The sequence below is a fragment of the Streptomyces sp. NPDC001858 genome, assembly GCF_053594615.1.
Genome location: NZ_JBSFEV010000001.1, coordinates 225037 through 242213, shown reverse-complemented (window position 1 = coordinate 242213; position 17177 = coordinate 225037). Strand labels below are relative to the sequence as shown.

General features: G+C 69.8%; 16 protein-coding genes. 15 read left to right on the top strand and 1 reads right to left on the bottom strand.

All coding sequences use genetic code 11. The features are described from left to right. The first annotated feature begins 293 nt into the window (after positions 1-293). From ACWCPF_RS01220 to ACWCPF_RS01150, 15 genes are all read left to right on the top strand, one after another. The gene (locus tag ACWCPF_RS01220; protein WP_451042880.1) at positions 294-518 is read left to right on the top strand and encodes a hypothetical protein; all 225 of its coding nucleotides are present in this window, start codon (positions 294-296) and stop codon (positions 516-518) included. A gap of 43 nt (positions 519-561) precedes the next feature. Further along, complete coding sequence (locus tag ACWCPF_RS01215; protein ID WP_451042879.1) at positions 562-990, top strand: DUF3592 domain-containing protein; 429 nt, start codon at positions 562-564, stop codon at positions 988-990. A 79-nt stretch (positions 991-1069) separates the two neighbouring features. Then, complete coding sequence (locus ACWCPF_RS01210) at positions 1070-1930, top strand: hypothetical protein (protein WP_451042878.1); 861 nt, start codon at positions 1070-1072, stop codon at positions 1928-1930. A gap of 34 nt (positions 1931-1964) precedes the next feature. Then, entirely contained in the window at positions 1965-3158 is a 1194-nt protein-coding gene (locus tag ACWCPF_RS01205) for a phage tail protein (RefSeq protein ID WP_451042877.1), read from the top strand. Next, on the top strand, positions 3155-4441 hold the full coding sequence (locus ACWCPF_RS01200) for a tape-measure protein (RefSeq protein ID WP_451042876.1): 1287 nt from the start codon (positions 3155-3157) through the stop codon (positions 4439-4441). The genes ACWCPF_RS01205 and ACWCPF_RS01200 overlap by 4 nt, the downstream gene beginning before the upstream one ends. A 274-nt stretch (positions 4442-4715) precedes the next feature. Next, positions 4716-5636: a phage distal tail protein gene (locus ACWCPF_RS01195; RefSeq protein ID WP_451042875.1), complete on the top strand. Its 921-nt coding sequence runs from the start codon at positions 4716-4718 to the stop codon at positions 5634-5636. Positions 5637-5692: 56 nt separating this feature from the next. Beyond that, the gene (locus ACWCPF_RS01190) at positions 5693-6910 is read left to right on the top strand and encodes a hypothetical protein (protein WP_451042874.1); all 1218 of its coding nucleotides are present in this window, start codon (positions 5693-5695) and stop codon (positions 6908-6910) included. Positions 6911-7018: 108 nt separating this feature from the next. Then, the gene (locus tag ACWCPF_RS01185; protein ID WP_451042873.1) at positions 7019-8209 is read left to right on the top strand and encodes a hypothetical protein; all 1191 of its coding nucleotides are present in this window, start codon (positions 7019-7021) and stop codon (positions 8207-8209) included. 47 nt (positions 8210-8256) lie between these two features. After that, positions 8257-9360, top strand: a complete 1104-nt coding sequence (locus tag ACWCPF_RS01180) for a hypothetical protein (protein WP_451042872.1) — start codon at positions 8257-8259, stop codon at positions 9358-9360. Further along, complete coding sequence (locus ACWCPF_RS01175) at positions 9357-10502, top strand: hypothetical protein (RefSeq protein ID WP_451042871.1); 1146 nt, start codon at positions 9357-9359, stop codon at positions 10500-10502. Before ACWCPF_RS01180 ends, ACWCPF_RS01175 begins: the two co-directional genes overlap by 4 nt. Next, entirely contained in the window at positions 10502-11242 is a 741-nt protein-coding gene (locus ACWCPF_RS01170; RefSeq protein WP_451042870.1) for a hypothetical protein, read from the top strand. The genes ACWCPF_RS01175 and ACWCPF_RS01170 overlap by 1 nt, the downstream gene beginning before the upstream one ends. A gap of 23 nt (positions 11243-11265) precedes the next feature. Beyond that, positions 11266-11703 (top strand): ATP-binding protein, encoded by a 438-nt coding sequence (locus ACWCPF_RS01165; protein WP_451042869.1) that lies wholly within the window; start codon positions 11266-11268, stop codon positions 11701-11703. Positions 11704-11723: 20 nt separating this feature from the next. Next, positions 11724-12647, top strand: coding sequence for a peptidoglycan-binding protein (locus tag ACWCPF_RS01160; protein ID WP_451042868.1), 924 nt, complete (start codon positions 11724-11726; stop codon positions 12645-12647). Between the two features lie 38 nt (positions 12648-12685). Then, on the top strand, positions 12686-12925 hold the full coding sequence (locus tag ACWCPF_RS01155; protein ID WP_451042867.1) for a hypothetical protein: 240 nt from the start codon (positions 12686-12688) through the stop codon (positions 12923-12925). Then, on the top strand, positions 12922-13182 hold the full coding sequence (locus tag ACWCPF_RS01150; protein WP_451042866.1) for a hypothetical protein: 261 nt from the start codon (positions 12922-12924) through the stop codon (positions 13180-13182). The genes ACWCPF_RS01155 and ACWCPF_RS01150 overlap by 4 nt, the downstream gene beginning before the upstream one ends. A gap of 84 nt (positions 13183-13266) precedes the next feature. Here the strand turns inward: ACWCPF_RS01150 and ACWCPF_RS01145 are convergent, their stop codons facing one another. After that, positions 13267-17166, bottom strand: coding sequence for a DNA-directed RNA polymerase subunit beta' (locus ACWCPF_RS01145; RefSeq protein WP_451042865.1), 3900 nt, complete (start codon positions 17164-17166; stop codon positions 13267-13269). Positions 17167-17177: the final 11 nt, after the last annotated feature.

Here is a 17177-nt window from a genome sequence, read left to right as displayed (position 1 = left end):
GCCCCGTCACCGTCCAACGTTTCTGGTGGACCCTCAGTTCCCTTGCTGGGCCCGGCTGTTCACCATTTCCTTACCCGGAGGAAGTTCGGCCGGATCCTACTCCACGAACCTGGCACCACACCGGGCGCACCCTGCATCGCCGCAGGTCCGGACCGCCGAACAAGGGAGCATCCTCGCCAAACACGGAACGACCCCACGGGATTACTCGTACACTAGTTCGAACACACGTTTCGAACGCCCCAGAGGCGCCACCTGAACCACAGCCCAGCGGACAGACCGGAAAGCAGGCCGACATGGCGACTGGCACGAGCAACTCCCCGAAGCAGCCGATCGACACCTACACCCGCCTGGCCCACCTCCTGCACAACACGCCCCCCGACCGGGAAGCCGTGCTCGACCGGGTGTACGAAGAACTGCTCGCCCGGGAGTCCCGCGCCTACGCGGCCGGCTGGTCGGACGCCCTGACGGAAGCGCGGCGCACCCGCCCGGCGCGTCGGGCCCACCGGGGTCGATCCTGACGAGTGCCGAACCCGTCGCGCCCGCGGCGAGTACCGTCCCGGTATGACGCTTGAGCAGCTCGGCGGCTGCTTCGTCGCCGCCATCACCGGCATCCTCTGCATCACGTTCGCGTTCGACGTCCTGAGCCGATGCCTGCTGAGAGTGCAGGGAGTCAGGACTTCCGCGGAGCTGGTCCGCTTCCGCACGGAGAAAGAGGAAGACGGCCACGAGCTCTACTACGCCGTGGTGACCTTCGACCTGCCCGACGGCACCGAGATGACGGCCGAGACGAGCGAAGGCGTCCGCCATCCACCCCGCGACGTGCAGGAGGGCGACCGTACCGAGGTCCTCTACGATCCGGCGGTGCCGAGCCTCATCACTCTCCCCGCTCTGCTGCCGGGGCGGCTCGGAACCTTGGAGATCCTCTCGCAGTGCGCCGGCTGCCTCGGCCTGGGCGCGATCACGTGGCTGATCCTGGCAGACACGTTCTGAGACCCACCCCACCCCCCGTCACACCCGAAGAGGGCCCGGCTCCTGCAGCCGGGCCCTTCTTGCCGTCCAGGGAGGACGCATGGCGCGAAATATCAAGGACCTCGATGCGGATCTGGTCAAGGCCGAGGACAAGATCCACAACATCCTCGTGGAGCTGGGATCGGTTCCGACGCAGTACCCCACCGTCCTGTTCCGGGTCCTCAAGCTGGAGAAAGACACGTCGAAGCTGACGACGGATGTCGCCGCCACCAACACCGCCGTCGCCGAACTGCAGAACAAGTTCAAGCAATACCGCTGGCTGGTGATCGGCCTCGTCGCCGCGTTCCAAGTCTTCAAGGTGGACATCCAGGCCTTCAAGCTCGACATCACCCTCCTCAAGGAGTGGAAGAGGAACGACGCCATCGCGGGCCTCAAGAATTCCGCCACCATAATGAAGGCAACGTACAGCAAAGAGGCCAAGGCGGCAGTCAAGGACGAATTCAACAAACGCTACGAGAGCGCGTCCAAAAGCCTGCGCGCAAAGTTCAGCAAGCAGGCCAGGCAAGCCCTGGACGCAGAAATCCAGAAGAAGAAGGACGACGCAAAAGCCCAGGCCAAGGCGGACAACCTGGCCTCGCTGCGCAGTCAGCTCGACTCCGCCTACCTCCCGCAGGCGAAAGATACGGAGATTCAGAACGCGCTCAAGGGAGCGAACGACGCGAACGCCAAAATCGACAAGCTCGTCAAGCACCTGAAAGAAGCCGGCGACAAGATAAAGCAGAACGCGGCAACCCCGCAGACCGCGCCGCCCGTGAACGCCAAGGGAAAGCACAGCAAGAACAACCAGAACAACCAGAACCAGAACAACAGGAACAGCCAGGGCAACCAGGCGACGAAGAAGGAACTCGCCGAGATCAAGAGATCCGTCACCGCACTGAGCGAGGCCCTCGCAGGAGTCTGAGCGCCACCGCGAAAGGGAAAGGACCAGCAAACGGATGTCTCTCGTTCGAGCACTCGAAAGATCAGCCGCCGGGCTCAAGAACTTCCAGAGCCAGGCGAGTTCGGCCGGCACCGCCGCGAAGAGCGTCGGCGACAAGGCGAAGTCCGGGGAAGGACAGCTCAAGCAGTTCAAGACCGCCGCCCAGGGCGCGGAAAAGGAGCTGAAGGACCTCAGAACCGCCTCCGACCAAGCCGAGAAGTCGCTCGCCAAAGCCGGGAAGACCGGTTCCACCGCGGGCACGAACCTCGGCAAGTACGAGTCGGGGGCGAGCAAGGCCGCCAAGGGCCAGGACAAGATGAACAAGTCGATGAAGGGCAACTTCTTCGGCATGCTCATGGAACTGCTGGCGCCGCTCATCCAGAAGGTCGTCGAGATGGCGACCAAGTCCAAAACCATGCAGAAGGTCCTCGGCACGGCCTTCGGCGTCATCAAGACCGTGATCGGCACCGTCATGAAGGCCATCGGGCCGATCATGAAGAGCGCCGCCAAGCTCATCAAGTCGATCTGGACCGGCATCAAGACGGCGATCTCGGCCGTCGTCAAGGCCATCGCCACGGTCATCAAGACCTACGTCAACATCTGGAAGAAGGTCATCAGCACCGCGCTGAACGCGATCAAGACGGTCGTCTCCGGCGTCTGGAAGGGCATCAAGGCCGTCATCTCGCCGGTCGTCAACTGGGTCAAGTCCGCGATCCCGAACGCCTTCAAGGCCGTCAAGGACAAGCTGTCCAGCATCTGGGGCGGCCTCAAGGGCATCGCGAGCCGTGCCTTCGACGGCATCAAGGGCGCGGTGAAGGGCCCGATCAACGCGGTCATCGGCATCATCAACCGCGCGATCGGCGCCCTCAACGGCATCAAGGTGTCGATCCCCGGCTGGGTGCCCGGCGTCGGCGGCAAGACCTTCGGCGTCAGCCTGCCGAGGATCCCCATGCTGGCCACCGGCGGTGTCGTCATGCCCCGCTCCGGCGGTGTCCCGGCGATCCTCGCCGAGGCCGGTGAGGCGGAGGCCGTCCTGCCGCTCAGCAAGCTGGACCGGCTGCTGCGCCGGGCCGCCGCCCAGGGCTCGGCGTACGCCGGAGCCGCGGGGGCGGGCGGCGCGCTGCACATCGAGCACTACTACGCGGCCGAGACGAGCAGCCCGCAGCGCACCGCCGACGCGCTGATGTTCCTGGCGAAGGCACGCGGATGACCGCCGCCGCGCTGTCCCCGGGAGCCGGGGTGGCCGACCTGCTGGCCGGAGTCCCGCAGGCCATGAACGCCCTGCGGTCCCGACTGGGGGAGAGCCGCAGTACGGCGCGGTCTCTCGTCGGCCGGGTCAAGGGCGCGCTCGGCGGCGTCGACGGCATCGGTTCCGCCGCGTCCCAGGGCGCCGCCTCCGTCCGTCAGGTCAAGACGGGCGCCGAGGCCGCCGCCCAATCCGTCATGAAGACCGGGCAGACCGCCGCCACGGCCGCCACCGGCATCAGGTCGGCCGGCGCCCGCGCCAAGGGCGGGCGGCGAAGCCTCGACGTCCTCCAGTCGGGCCTGGGCGTGCTCGCCCTCGCCGCCGGTTTCATCGACATCGTCGGGATCGTCGGCGACCTCATGGGCGTCTTCGGCACCGCCATGACCATCGGCGCCGGCGTGATGCTGATCATCAACGCGCTGACCCGGGCCAACCCCATCGGGTTCGTCACCGGGCTGCTGCTGCCCGTCGCCGGGTGGCTGCTCGATCTCGCGATGAACTCGGAGACCGGTCAGCGGCTGATGGAGCAGCTCGCCACCCTCGTGCTGAAGTACGTCGAGGGCTATCTGACGGTCATGGCGCCGCTGCTCAAGGCCGTCGCGAGCGTGGTGAACACGTACGTCACCGGCTACCTCGGCGTCATCACCACCGCGCTGACGGTCGTGGGCGCGCTCATCGGCACCGGCTTCGCCGTCCTGAAGGCGCTGACCACCGGGGACACCCGGGCGCTCAGCGGCAAGGTGTCGTCGCTCTGGCGCGGGTTCAAGGACGCGGTGCGGCCGGCGCTGGACTGGATCACCAAGGACATCCCCCGGATGTTCACCCGGATCAAGGAGGCCGTCTCCCGCACCCTCGGCGCGATGGGGCAGTTCGTCACCACCGGCACGCAGACCGTCGCCGGTGTGGTGAAGGGACCGATCCAGGGGCTCATCGCCTTCGCCAACTGGGTCATCGACAAGCTCAACTCGCTGAGCTTCTCGTTCCTCGGCAAGAAGTTCGGCGTCCACCTGGACAAGATCCCGATGCTCGCGGAGGGCGGCGTCGCCGTCCCCGGCGCCGCCCGGGGCGCGGGCCGGGTGCTGTCGCTGACGGCGCTGGACCGGCAGCGGGCCCTCGCCCGGCGGAGCGGCTCACGGGCCTCCCGACAGCCGCACCGCGTCCGGGAGTTCCACGAGAGCGCGGGCGCCGGCGCCCGAGGCACCGCGGAGGACCTGCTCTTCCTGGCCACAGCACACACATGCGCCTGAGCCCGCACCCGAGCCGCCCGCACTCAAGGCCGCACCCGGGCCTGCACCGGAGCGCGCATCCGAGCCCGCGCCTGAGCCCCCAGCCGAGCGCGCATCCGAGCCCGCGTCCAAACCCGCACCCCAGCTCGCATCCGAGCCCGCGCCCAAACCTGCACCCAAACGCGCGCCCGAGCCCCCATCCGAGCCCGAGCCCGCGCCCGAGCCCGCACCCAAACCCCCATCCGAGCCCGCGCCCAAACCCGCGCCCGAACCCGAGAGCGAGGTGACGGCCGAGATGGCCGAGACCACGACAACCGCATACACCGACGATGTGGCCCCCGGCTCACTCATCACCCGCGACGGGCAGATGCAGTGGGCCGGACTGCTGATGGGCCCCGGCACCCTGTACGAGATCGACCGCGGGGGCCTCACCGGCTGGGAGGACCTGCCGGACTACGACTCCTCCGACGCCGACCACCCCACCGCGCACGGCGCCTGGCCCGGCGCCCGCTACGCCAAGCCGCGCCGGGTCGGCGGCACGGTGTGGACCGTCCCGGCGCAGGACGACTCCGCGGCCTCCCTCGGCGCGACCCGGACCCTGCGCCAGGCGCTGCTGCTCGGCGACGCGGAGCGCTGGCTGGCGGTGCGGCTGCACGGCGAGACGCTGGCCGTGCGCGCCCGGGTCAGCCAGCGGCTGCTGGCCGCCGACCGCACGTACACCACCCAGGGCGTGTCCCGGGCGTCCGTGCAGTGGTACGCCACCGACCCGCGCCGCTACTCGGTCAGCGAGCAGACCGCGGTCACCGGCGCCCCGCAGCCGGAGAGCGGTCTGTCCTGGCCGCTGACCTGGCCCCTCTACTGGGGACAGGCGGACTCCACCGGGGACGTCAACGCCGACAACGGCGGCTCCGCGCCCACCCACCCGGTGATCACCTTCACCGGCCCGTGCGTCAACCCGACGGTGACCGACCGGACCTCGGGGCAGCGGCTGCGCTACGAGATCACGCTGGCCGGCGGGGACGAACTCGTCGTCGACACCGCCGCCGGCACGGTCACCCTCAACACCACTGCGTCGCGCCGGCACACCGCGGCCGCCGACAGCAGCCCCGAGGAGCTCTTCGCCTTCGCCCCCGGCCGCGCCCAACTCGCCTTCCGTCCTGACGCCCACGGCGCGGGCGCCCAGATGAGCGTGCGCTGGCGCGAGGCGGAGTGGTGACCGGCGGCTCCGGACAGGCCCTCACCCCACCCCAATAGACCACGGGAGACCAGCAGATGAACCTGCGCAGCTCATGGGTGGCCGAGACCGGCCAGACCCGCGAGGACACCCGCCTGACCCAGCTCGGCGCGACCACCCCGGCCAACCCGCTCGACGTCCGCTCCGGCATCCTGCCCGGCTCCTACGACGGGCAGTACCGGCTCGCCGGCTTCTGGATGGAGGGCGGCGCCGGCACCATGACCGCCACCGTCCACGAGGGCCGGGCCGTCGTCCAGGCCGACAGCAACCAGGGCGCCTACCCGGTCACCCTGGCCGAGCCGCTGACCCTCACCTTCGCCGACGGCGACGCCCAGTACGCCCGGTACGACATGGTCGTCCTGCGGATCTACGACGACCTCTACGACGACTCCGGCTTCACCAAGGCCGCCGTCGAGATCGTCAAGGGCACCCCGGCCGTCCCCCCGGAGACGCCGCCGCTCCCGGGCATCGTGCTGCCGATCTACCGGGTCCTGATCCGGGCCGGCAGCAGCGCCGGCACCGGCGGCGTCAACTGGAACGAGGACGTCCTCGACCTGCGCACGCCCACCGTCGCGGTCGGCGGCATCCTGCCCGTGGTCGGCGACACCGGAAACGGCGCCTACCCCGGCCAGTACCGCGACTCCGGCGGCGCCCTGCAGCGCTGGGACGGCTCCGCCTGGGTCGGCTACCCCAGCGCCCTGGGCGGCATCGCCCCGGCCGGCGCGGCCACCACGGCCAGCTACACCGGCCAGTACCGGGACGGCTCCGACGGCACCCTCCAGCGCTGGAACGGTTCGGCGTGGGTGTCCTACCAGCGCGTCCCCACCTGGTCCAACTACACGCCCGTCTGGTACTCGTCCACCGGCGCCGCGCCCGTGGTCGGCAACGGCAGCCTCAACGGCAGGTACATGAAGCTGGGCACGCTGGTCCAGCTCCGGGTGCGGCTGGCCATCGGCACGACGACCAACCTCTCCGCGCTGGACACGGCCGGCGCCTGGTCCATCTCGCTGCCGTCCCCGCCGGCCACCGGCTGGATGGCCGACATCCTGCTCAACGTCGTCGGCTACACCAGCAACGGCTTCCGGTTCTTCCAGGGCACCGCCCAGCTGTCGGCGAACAACGGGGGCACGGCCATCAGGTTCACCGTCACCTCGGGCACGACCGCGGCGAGCACGGGCTGGACCAAGGCGGTGCCCTACACCTGGCAGGCCGGCGACGTCCTGTCGATCTGGGGCTCCTACGAGTCGGCCTCCTGAGCCCCTCCCCTCCCCCGCGCCGCCTCACCCTCCCCTCCCCTCCCCTCCCCTCCCCAGTTCCTCCCCACCCGCCCCCGGTCCCCCGCCCGGCACTCGGAAGGAAACGCCATGACCGTACGTTCCGCCTGGCTGTCGCCCAACAGCCAGACCCGGGAGGACACCCGGGTCACCCAGATCGGAGCGGTCACCCCGACCACCGACATCAAGGGCCGCTCCGGTGTCCTGCCCGGCTCCGCGAACGGCCAGTACCGGGTCACCGGACTCTGGCTGAACGGCACCACGGGCGGCATGACGGCCACCGTCGGCGTCGGCCGGGCCGTCATCCAGACCTCCGTCGCCCGGGGCGCCTACCCGGTCGCCGTCACCGAGCCGGCCCCGCTCACCTTCGAGGCGGGCGACCCCCAGTTCGGCCGTATCGACCTCGTCGTCCTGCGGATCTACGACAACGACTACGACGGCTCGGGCCGCACCGAGGCCGTCGCCGAGATCGTCAAGGGCACCCCGGCCGCCGTCCCGGCCGCGCCCGCCGCACCGGACGCCTCCCTCGTGCTGTTCACCGTCGCCGTCGCCAAGAACGCCTCCGCCGGCTCCGGCGGCATCGACTGGGACAGCGCCCGCGTCGACCTGCGTCCCACCACCGTCCCGCTGGGCGGCATCCTGCCGACCCGCTCCGACGACACCGCCCCCGGCGGCTACCCCGGGCACTACCGCGACGTCAACAACACGCTCCAGCGCTGGGACTCCACGGCCTGGGTGGCCTACCCGAAGGGCATCGGCGGGCTCGTCCCGGCCGGAGTGCTGACCACCGGCGGCTACCCCGGCCAGTACCGGGACTCCGCCGCCGGACAGCTCCAGCGCTGGAACGGCGCCGCCTGGCTGCCCGCCGTGCCGGGGCCGGCCTTCGCGCAGTCCCTGGACGCCGGGACCACCACCTCGACGGCCTACACGGCCGCCCTCACGGGCACCACGGTCACGGCCCTCACGCTCAACTTCACCGCCCCGCCGTCCGGCGCCGTGATCATCACCGTCGGCGCACGGATCTCCACCTCGGGCACCGAGACCGCGCAGGCGCATATGTCCCCGCAGGTCACGCTCGGTACGACCGTGCTCTGGGCACCGGACGACGAGCGTGCCGCGTCGGCCTCGGGCAGCCTCGGCAAGTCGGTGTCGACCCAACTGCGCCTGGGCTCCCTCACCGTGGGCTCGACCTACACGGTCACCGCGATGCACCGGTCGAACACCGCCAACATCACCTGCTGGTTCGACAACATCTTCGTCCGCGTCGACCCGATCGCCTGAGCCGTCCCGCTCCCGATCCCCTTCAGCTCTCCCGAAAGGAGTCGATCATGCCCGTGCGCTCCGGATGGCTCTCCCTCGACGGCCAGTCCCGCGAGGACACCCGCCTCGTCTCGCTCGGCGCCCTGACGCCCACCTCGCCGGTCGCCACCCGCTCCGGTGTGCTGCCGGGCTCCTCCGACGGCCTCCAGCGCATCTCCGGCTTCACGCTGACCGGCACGGCGAACAGCATGTCCGCCACGGTCAGCCCCGGCCGCGCCGTGCTCCAGAGCACCGACGGCAGGGGCGCCTACCCGGTCGCCCTCACCGAGTACCTGCCCCTGACGTTCCCGGACGGCAACGCCCAGCACAACCGCATCGACCTGGTCGTCCTGCGGATCTACGACGACGCCTACGACGGCTCCACCCGCACCGAGGCCGTCATCGAGATCGTCCCGGGCACCCCGGCCGCGGCCCCGACGGTACCGCCGGCGCCCGGCCTGTCGCTGCCGCTGTACGAGGTCACCGTGCCGGCCAACGCGAGCGCGGGCGCCGGCGGCCTCGCCTGGAGCTCCGCGCTGCTCGGCCGCCGCACCGCCACGGTCGGCGTCGGCGGCATCCTCCCGGTGGTCACGGACACCTCCAACGGCGCCTACCCCGGCCAGTACCGGGACGTGGGCGGCCGGCTCCAGCGCTGGAGCGGCACCGCGTGGACCGACTACCCGGTGCTGCCGACCTGGCAGAGCTGGACGCCGGCCTGGACGACCGGCACCGCGCTGGCCACCCCGGCCTACGGCAACGCCGTCGTCAACTGCCGGTACGTCAAGTTCGGCACCGCCGTGCACCTCAACTTCTCGATCCAGTTCGGCAGCACGACCAACTTCGGCACCGGCCCCGCCACCACGGACAACTGGCGGTTCGCGCTGCCGACGCCCGCGTCCGCCGTCCACCAGATGCTCGGCTGGGCCGAGGTGGGCGCCTCCAACGGCGCGCGCGCCATGTGCCGGATCTACCTGGCCACGACCGACGCCTTCGAGCTGGGCATCGCCTCGGGCCGGCCCGACGCCACCGCCATCGTCACGCCCACCTGGGGCTCTGTGGACTCCCTGACGCCGTGGACCTGGGCCAGCGGCCACGCCGTCCGGGGCAGCGCCACCTACGAGGCCGCGTCATGACGACCACGAACACGCCCTACCGGGCGATCTTCTGCGATCTGCGCACCGACGCCACCATCGACATCCTGCCCCTGCGGGACGTCACCGTCGACGACTACATCGGCAAGCCGGGATCCCTCTCCGGCACCGTCCCGGTCCCCAACGCCGAGATGGCCGCCCGCGTCCGCCGCATCGAGGAGGGCCGCACCTCGGTCTACCTCCAGCGCGGCAACGACCTGTGGTGGGGCGGCATCATCTGGACGTCCACCCTGCAGAGCGACGACCGCGGCGTCCTCACCCTCGGCATCCAGGCGGCCACCTTCGAGTCCTACGCCGGCCGCCGCCGGATCCGCGACGACGTCGGCTTCCAGGACGTCGAGCAGCTGACGGTCGCCCGCAAGCTCTGGGAACACCTCCAGACCGGCAAGTTCGCCGACGAGACCGGACCCGTCGTGCCCGGCGGGGACATCAAGGTCGACTACGGCTACGAGACCCCCCAGCAGCCCCGGCTCCGCTCGGTGAAGTACCTGGACGGCGACGAGACCGTCTACCTGGAGGCGTTCGACGCGCTCGCCGCCCTGGAGAACGGCTTCGAGCACTACATCGCCGTCTACCGCGACCCGGTCACCGGCACCCGCGTGCGCCGGCTGCGGCTGGGCAGCCCGAAGATCACCACCGGCACCACCGACCTGGTGATGGACCGGCCCGGCACGATCCTGTCGTACACCTTCCCGCGCGACGCCACCCGCGGCGGCACCACCGCCCGGGCCCGCGGCGCCACCGACAACACCAGCCAGGCCGTGGACTCCCGCCCGATGTTCGCCGACGCCGACATCCCCGCCGGCGACGACCTGATCAAGGTCGGCTACCCGCGCATCGACCTGGCCTCGGACCACAACGACATCGCCAGCATCCCCGTCCTGCGCTCGCTGGCCAACGCCGAACTCGCCGAAGGCACCGGCGCGGTGGTGATCCCCGAGATCAGCGTCCGCCTCGACGACCTGGTGCCGTCCGCACTGCTGGGCCGCACCGTCCGGCTGCGGATCACCGACGAGTGGTGGACCGAGGGCCTGGACGCCCGCTACCGGATCGTCGGCGTCAAGGTCAGCCCGGCCCAGCGCGGCCGCCCGGACACCGCCGAGCTCTACCTGGAGGAGGTCTGATGCCCCAGCTCCCCGAAGACATCATCGACCGGCTCACCCAGATGGAACGCCGCATCCAGCAGCTGTCCACCGCCGTGAACACCCGGCCCGCACTCAACACGATCACCGGCGGCGAGGTCGAGATCAAGGACGGCGCCCTGAAGGTCACCGACGGCGGCACCTTCCTGGTCCAGCGGCCCGGCACCACCGACGCGATGTTCCGGGTCGGCTCCTGGAAGGGCGAGGAGTACGGCCTGGAGATCCACCGCCAGACCGGCAGCCTCGCCATGACCCTGTTCAACGGCGACGGCAGCGCCGCCAGCCTCCAGCCGCTGCGGATCTACGACAACGGCAGCCGGGAGATCTTCTCCGACGACGTCAACACCGGCGGCCTCGCCCGGCCCTGGCTGGCCATGCTGCCCCCGCAGGACACCACGCCGGCGCGCTGGCCGCAGTCCACGTCGACGGCCTGGACGACGATCGCACGGTCGTACAACCCGGTCTGGCAGCCCAAGCTGCGGCTCCGGGTGAGCACCGCGGTCAGCTCCGGCGCCACCGGCCAGGTCCGAGTGCTCGTCAACAGCGTCCAGTGGGGTCCCACGGTCGCCGCCGGCGTCGAGTTCGACTACACGGACGCGATCTCCGCCACCTTCGCCACGGCGTTCACCGGCACGGTCACGGTCGAGATCCAGGCCATCGTCACCACCACGTCCGGCACCGTCTACGCGACCCCGACCCTCATGCACGGCCGCCAGAGCTGACCACCCAGGAAGGCAGCGCATTCATGGACATCGACCCCACCCAGCCCTGGGGCCTCGCGATCGACTACGCGGGCCGCGCCACCCTCACCGAGGGCGGCCACACGATCCACGTCAACGTCTCCGACACCAGCCTCAGCTCGGTCATCGGACCCGACTCGATCACCGGCACCTACTCGGCCGTCAACATCACCGCCCAGTTCACCGTGAGCGGCGCGGGCGGCGCCGTCCTGCGCGGCTACGGCCGGATCACCGTCATGCCCGTCGGCACGGCCCCGGTCGTCCCCGATCAGACGGCGATCCAGCGCGCGGTCGCCGCGGCCCTCGCCGACTTCGAGACCACCACGGCCGCGTACGCGGCCCTGTGCGCCCAGTGGCAACCGGGCGAGGGGGACGACACCACCACGGACCCCGAGACCGACCCCGAGACCGACCCCGAGACCGACGCGGACATCGTCGTCTGAGCACCCAGGGAGGCACCACCATGGCCAACCCCCTCTCCGCCGACGCCCTCGTGTCCGCACTGCGGGCCGAGGGCGTCACCGTCGTCGAGCACGCCGGCTGGCGCACCCACAACCGCAACCACAAGGGAAGTTGGGGCCCGGTCAACGGCGTGATCATCCACCACACCGTCACCTCCGGCACCAGCAACAGCGTGAGCCTGTGCTTCGACGGCCACTCCACCCTGCCCGGCCCCCTCTGCCACGGCGTGATCGCCAAGGACGGCACGGTCCACCTCGTCGGCAACGGCCGCGCCAACCACGCGGGCAGCGGCGACGGCGACGTCCTCAAGGCCGTCGTCGCCGAGAAGGCGCTGCCCGCGCCGAACGAGAACGACACGGACGGAAACGTCCACTTCTACGGCTTCGAGTGCGTCAACCTCGGCGACGGCAAGGACCCGTGGCCCGCCGTCCAGCTGGAGGCCATGGTCCGGGCGTCCGCCGCGCTGTGCCGGGCGCACGGCTGGTCGGCCGGCTCGGTCATCGGCCACAAGGAGTGGACGAACAAGAAGGTCGACCCGCGCGGCTTCGCGATGTCGGACTTCCGCATCAGGGTCGCGAGCCGGCTCGGCGCCAAGCCCAGCGGCTCCACCGGCTCCACCGGCTCCACCGGCTCCGGCAACTCCGGCTCCGGCAACTCCGGTACGGCCAAGCCGACTTACCAGCCGTTCCCCGGCGACGCCTGGTTCCGGAAGAACCCGAAGTCGGCGATCGTCACCGCGATGGGCAAGCGCCTGGTCGCCGTCGGCTGCTCCGCGTACGCCTCCGGCCCGGGCCCGCAGTGGACCGACGCCGACCGCCGCTCCTACGCGAGCTGGCAGCGCAAGCTCGGCTACACCGGCGCCGCCGCGGACGGCTGGCCCGGCGCCACGTCCTGGGCCGCCCTCAAGGTCCCGTACAGCTCCTGAGAACCGTTCCTGAGAACCCCTGCGAATCGAGGAACCCGATGTCAGAGGCCGCCAAGCGGACCCTCCGCACCGTTGTCCAGACCGCTGTCGGCCTGTGCGTCCTGCTGCCGACGGTCGTCGACGCCGCCGGCATCCCCGAGACCCTGCCCTGGGTCGCCGGCGCGCTCACCGCCGCCGCGGGCGCGACCAGGATCATGGCCCTGCCCGCCGTACAGACCCTGCTGCCCTCGTGGCTGCGCACGGACGCCCCGGCGACCGGCGAACGGGGCGAAGCGTGAACGAACCCCTCTCCGACCCGGCCGCCGTCGCCCTGGAACTGGAACGGCTGCGCGGCACCGTCGAGGCCGGGTTCGCGCGGGTCGACGGCTCGCTCGCCCTGCTGGTCCAGCGCAGCGACCAGACCGACAAACAGCTCGCCGACCATGAACACCGCCTCGACGCCCTGGAACGCTCCCGCTGGCCGCTCGCCAGCATCGGCGCCCTGGCCGCCCTGGCGACGGTCGCCGTCGCCGCCTGGGAACTGACCGGCCGCTGAAACGCCGAAGGGCGGTCACCCCGTACGAACCGGGGTGACCGCCCTTCAGAACCAACTACCGGAACCGACTAGCGGAACCGACTACTACTGGTTGTACGGACCGTAGTCGTAGTCCTCCAGCGGAACGGCCTGGCCGGAGCCCGTGCCGAACGGCGAGTAGTCGATGTCGTCGTAGCCGACGGCCGAGTACATCGCGGCCTTGGCCTCTTCGGTCGGCTCGACCCGGATGTTGCGGTAGCGGGCGAGACCCGTACCGGCCGGGATGAGCTTACCGATGATGACGTTCTCCTTGAGGCCGATCAGGGAGTCGGACTTGGCGTTGATCGCCGCGTCCGTCAGCACCCTGGTCGTCTCCTGGAAGGACGCCGCCGACAGCCAGGACTCCGTGGCCAGCGAGGCCTTGGTGATACCCATGAGCTGCGGACGACCGGAGGCCGGGTGACCGCCCTCCTGCACCACACGACGGTTCTCGACCTCGAACTTCGAGCGCTCGACGAGCTCGCCGGGCAGCAGCTCGGCGTCGCCGGACTCGATGATCGTCACGCGGCGCAGCATCTGCCGGATGATGATCTCGATGTGCTTGTCGTGGATCGACACACCCTGCGAGTTGTACACCTTCTGGACCTCGCCGACCAGGTGGACCTGGACGGCACGCTGACCCAGGATGCGCAGCACGTCGTGCGGGTTGGTGGCACCCACGGTGAGCTTCTGGCCCACCTCGACGTGCTCGCCCTCGCTCACCAGGAGACGGGCGCGCTTCGAGATCGGGAACGCCGTCTCGTCGCTGCCGTCGTCCGGCGTGATGACGATCTTCTTGGTCTTCTCGGTCTCCTCGATCCGCACGCGGCCCTGGGCCTCGGAGATCGGGGCGACACCCTTCGGGGTACGGGCCTCGAAGAGCTCGACGACACGCGGCAGACCCTGGGTGATGTCGTCACCGGCCACACCACCGGTGTGGAAGGTACGCATCGTCAGCTGGGTGCCGGGCTCACCGATGGACTGGGCGGCGATGATGCCGACCGCCTCACCGATGTCGACCAGCTTGCCGGTGGCCAGCGAGCGGCCGTAGCACATGGCGCAGGTGCCGACCTGGGACTCACAGGTCAGGATCGAGCGGGTCTTGACCTCCTCGACGCCGTGCCGGACCAGCTGGTCGATGAGCACGTCGCCCAGGTCCACGTTGGCCGGCGCGATCACCTTGCCGTCGATGACGACGTCCTCGGCGAGCATGCGGGCGTAGACGCTGGTCTCGACGTCGTCCGTCTTGCGCAGGACGCCGTCCTCGCCACGGATCGCGATCTTCAGCTTCAGACCGCGCTCGGTGCCGCAGTCCTCCTCGCGGATGATGACGTCCTGCGAGACGTCCACCAGACGACGGGTCAGGTAACCCGAGTCGGCGGTACGCAGGGCGGTGTCCGCCAGACCCTTACGGGCGCCGTGCGTGGAGATGAAGTACTCCAGCACGGACAGGCCCTCACGGAAGGACGCCTTGATCGGACGCGGGATGGTCTCGTTCTTCGCGTTCGACACCAGACCACGCATACCGGCGATCTGCCGCATCTGCATCATGTTTCCTCGGGCACCCGAGTCAACCATCATGAAGATGGGGTTCGTCTTGGGGAAGTTCGCGTTCATCGCCTCGGCGACCTCGTTGGTCGCCTTGGTCCAGATCGCGATGAGCTCCTGCGTGCGCTCTTCCTTGGTGATCAGACCGCGCTCGTACTGCTTCTGGACCTTCTCGTCCTGCGCCTCGTAGCCCTTGACGATCTCCTTCTTCGCCTCGGGAACGACGACGTCGGAGATGGCCACGGTGACGCCGGAACGGGTCGCCCAGTAGAAGCCGGACGCCTTCAGGTTGTCGAGCGTCGCCGCCACGATGACCTTGGGGTAGCGCTCGGCCAGGTCGTTGACGATCTCGGAGAGCTGCTTCTTGCCCACCGAGTAGTCGACGAACGGGTAGTCCTCGGGCAGCAGCTCGTTGAAGAGCGCACGGCCCAGGGTCGTCCGCAGGCGGAAGGTGTCACCCTGCTGCCACTCCGGCTCGCCCTCCTCGCGCGCCGGCGGCGTCCAGCCACGCGGCGGGATGGTGCCCACCGGGAAGCGGATGTCGATCGCCGACTGCAGCGCGAGCTCACCGGCGTCGAACGCCATGATCGCCTCGGCCGTGGAGCCGAAGGACCGGCCCTCGCCCTTGGTGTCACGCAGCTCGCCGTCGGTCGTGAGGAAGAACAGACCGAGGACCATGTCCTGGGTCGGCATCGTCACCGGACGGCCGTCGGCGGGCTTGAGGATGTTGTTCGAGGACAGCATCAGGATGCGCGCCTCGGCCTGCGCCTCCGCGGAGAGCGGCAGGTGGACGGCCATCTGGTCACCGTCGAAGTCCGCGTTGAACGCGGTGCAGACGAGCGGGTGGATCTGGATGGCCTTGCCCTCGACCAGCTGCGGCTCGAAGGCCTGGATGCCCAGGCGGTGCAGGGTGGGCGCACGGTTCAGCAGCACCGGGTGCTCGGCGATGACCTCTTCGAGGACGTCGTACACGACGGTGCGGCCGCGCTCCACCATGCGCTTGGCGCTCTTGATGTTCTGCGCGTGGTTGAGGTCGACCAGCCGCTTCATGACGAACGGCTTGAAGAGCTCCAGCGCCATGGCCTTCGGCAGACCGCACTGGTGCAGCTTGAGCTGCGGACCGACGACGATCACGGAACGCGCGGAGTAGTCCACACGCTTGCCGAGCAGGTTCTGACGGAATCGACCCTGCTTGCCCTTGAGCATGTCGCTCAGGGACTTCAGCGGGCGGTTACCGGGACCGGTGACCGGACGGCCACGACGACCGTTGTCGAACAGCGCGTCGACGGCCTCCTGGAGCATGCGCTTCTCGTTGTTCACGATGATCTCGGGCGCACCGAGGTCGAGAAGGCGCTTCAGGCGGTTGTTGCGGTTGATCACACGGCGGTACAGGTCGTTCAGGTCGGAGGTCGCGAAGCGGCCACCGTCCAGCTGCACCATCGGGCGAAGGTCCGGCGGGATGACCGGCACGCAGTCCAGCACCATGCCCTTGGGGCTGTTGCTGGTCTGCAGGAACGCGGAGACGACCTTGAGGCGCTTGAGCGCACGGGTCTTCTTCTGGCCCTTGCCGGTGCGGATGATCTCGCGGAGCTTCTCGGCCTCCTCGTCGAGGTCGAAGGACTCCAGGCGCTTCTGCAGCGCAGCGGCGCCCATCGAGCCGTCGAAGTACGTGCCGAAGCGGTCACGCAGCTCGCGGTAGAGGAGCTCGTCGCCCTCCAGGTCCTGGACCTTGAGGTTCTTGAAGCGCGTCCAGACCTCGTCGAGGCGGTCGATCTCGCGCTGCGCGCGGTCGCGCAGCTGCTTCATCTCCCGCTCGGCGCCTTCGCGCACCTTGCGGCGCACATCGGCCTTGGCGCCCTCGGCCTCGAGCTCGGCCAGGTCGGTCTCGAGCTTCTTGGCGCGGGCCTCGAGGTCGGCGTCGCGCCGGTTCTCGATCTGCTGACGCTCGACGGAGACATGCGCCTCCAGCGAGGGCAGGTCACGCGTACGGCGCTCGTCGTCGACGAACGTGATCATGTACGCCGCGAAGTAGATGACCTTCTCGAGGTCCTTCGGGGCGAGGTCGAGCAGGTAGCCGAGGCGCGACGGAACGCCCTTGAAGTACCAGATGTGCGTGACGGGGGCGGCCAGCTCGATGTGGCCCATCCGCTCACGACGCACCTTGGCGCGAGTGACCTCGACGCCGCAGCGCTCGCAGATGATGCCCTTGAACCGGACACGCTTGTACTTGCCGCAGTAGCACTCCCAGTCCCGGGTCGGACCGAAGATCTTCTCGCAGAAGAGTCCGTCCTTTTCCGGCTTGAGCGTGCGGTAGTTGATCGTCTCGGGCTTCTTGACCTCGCCGTGGCTCCACTGACGGATGTCGTCCGCCGTGGCCAGGCCGATCCGGAGCTCGTCGAAGAAGTTGACGTCGAGCACTATGCGTCAAT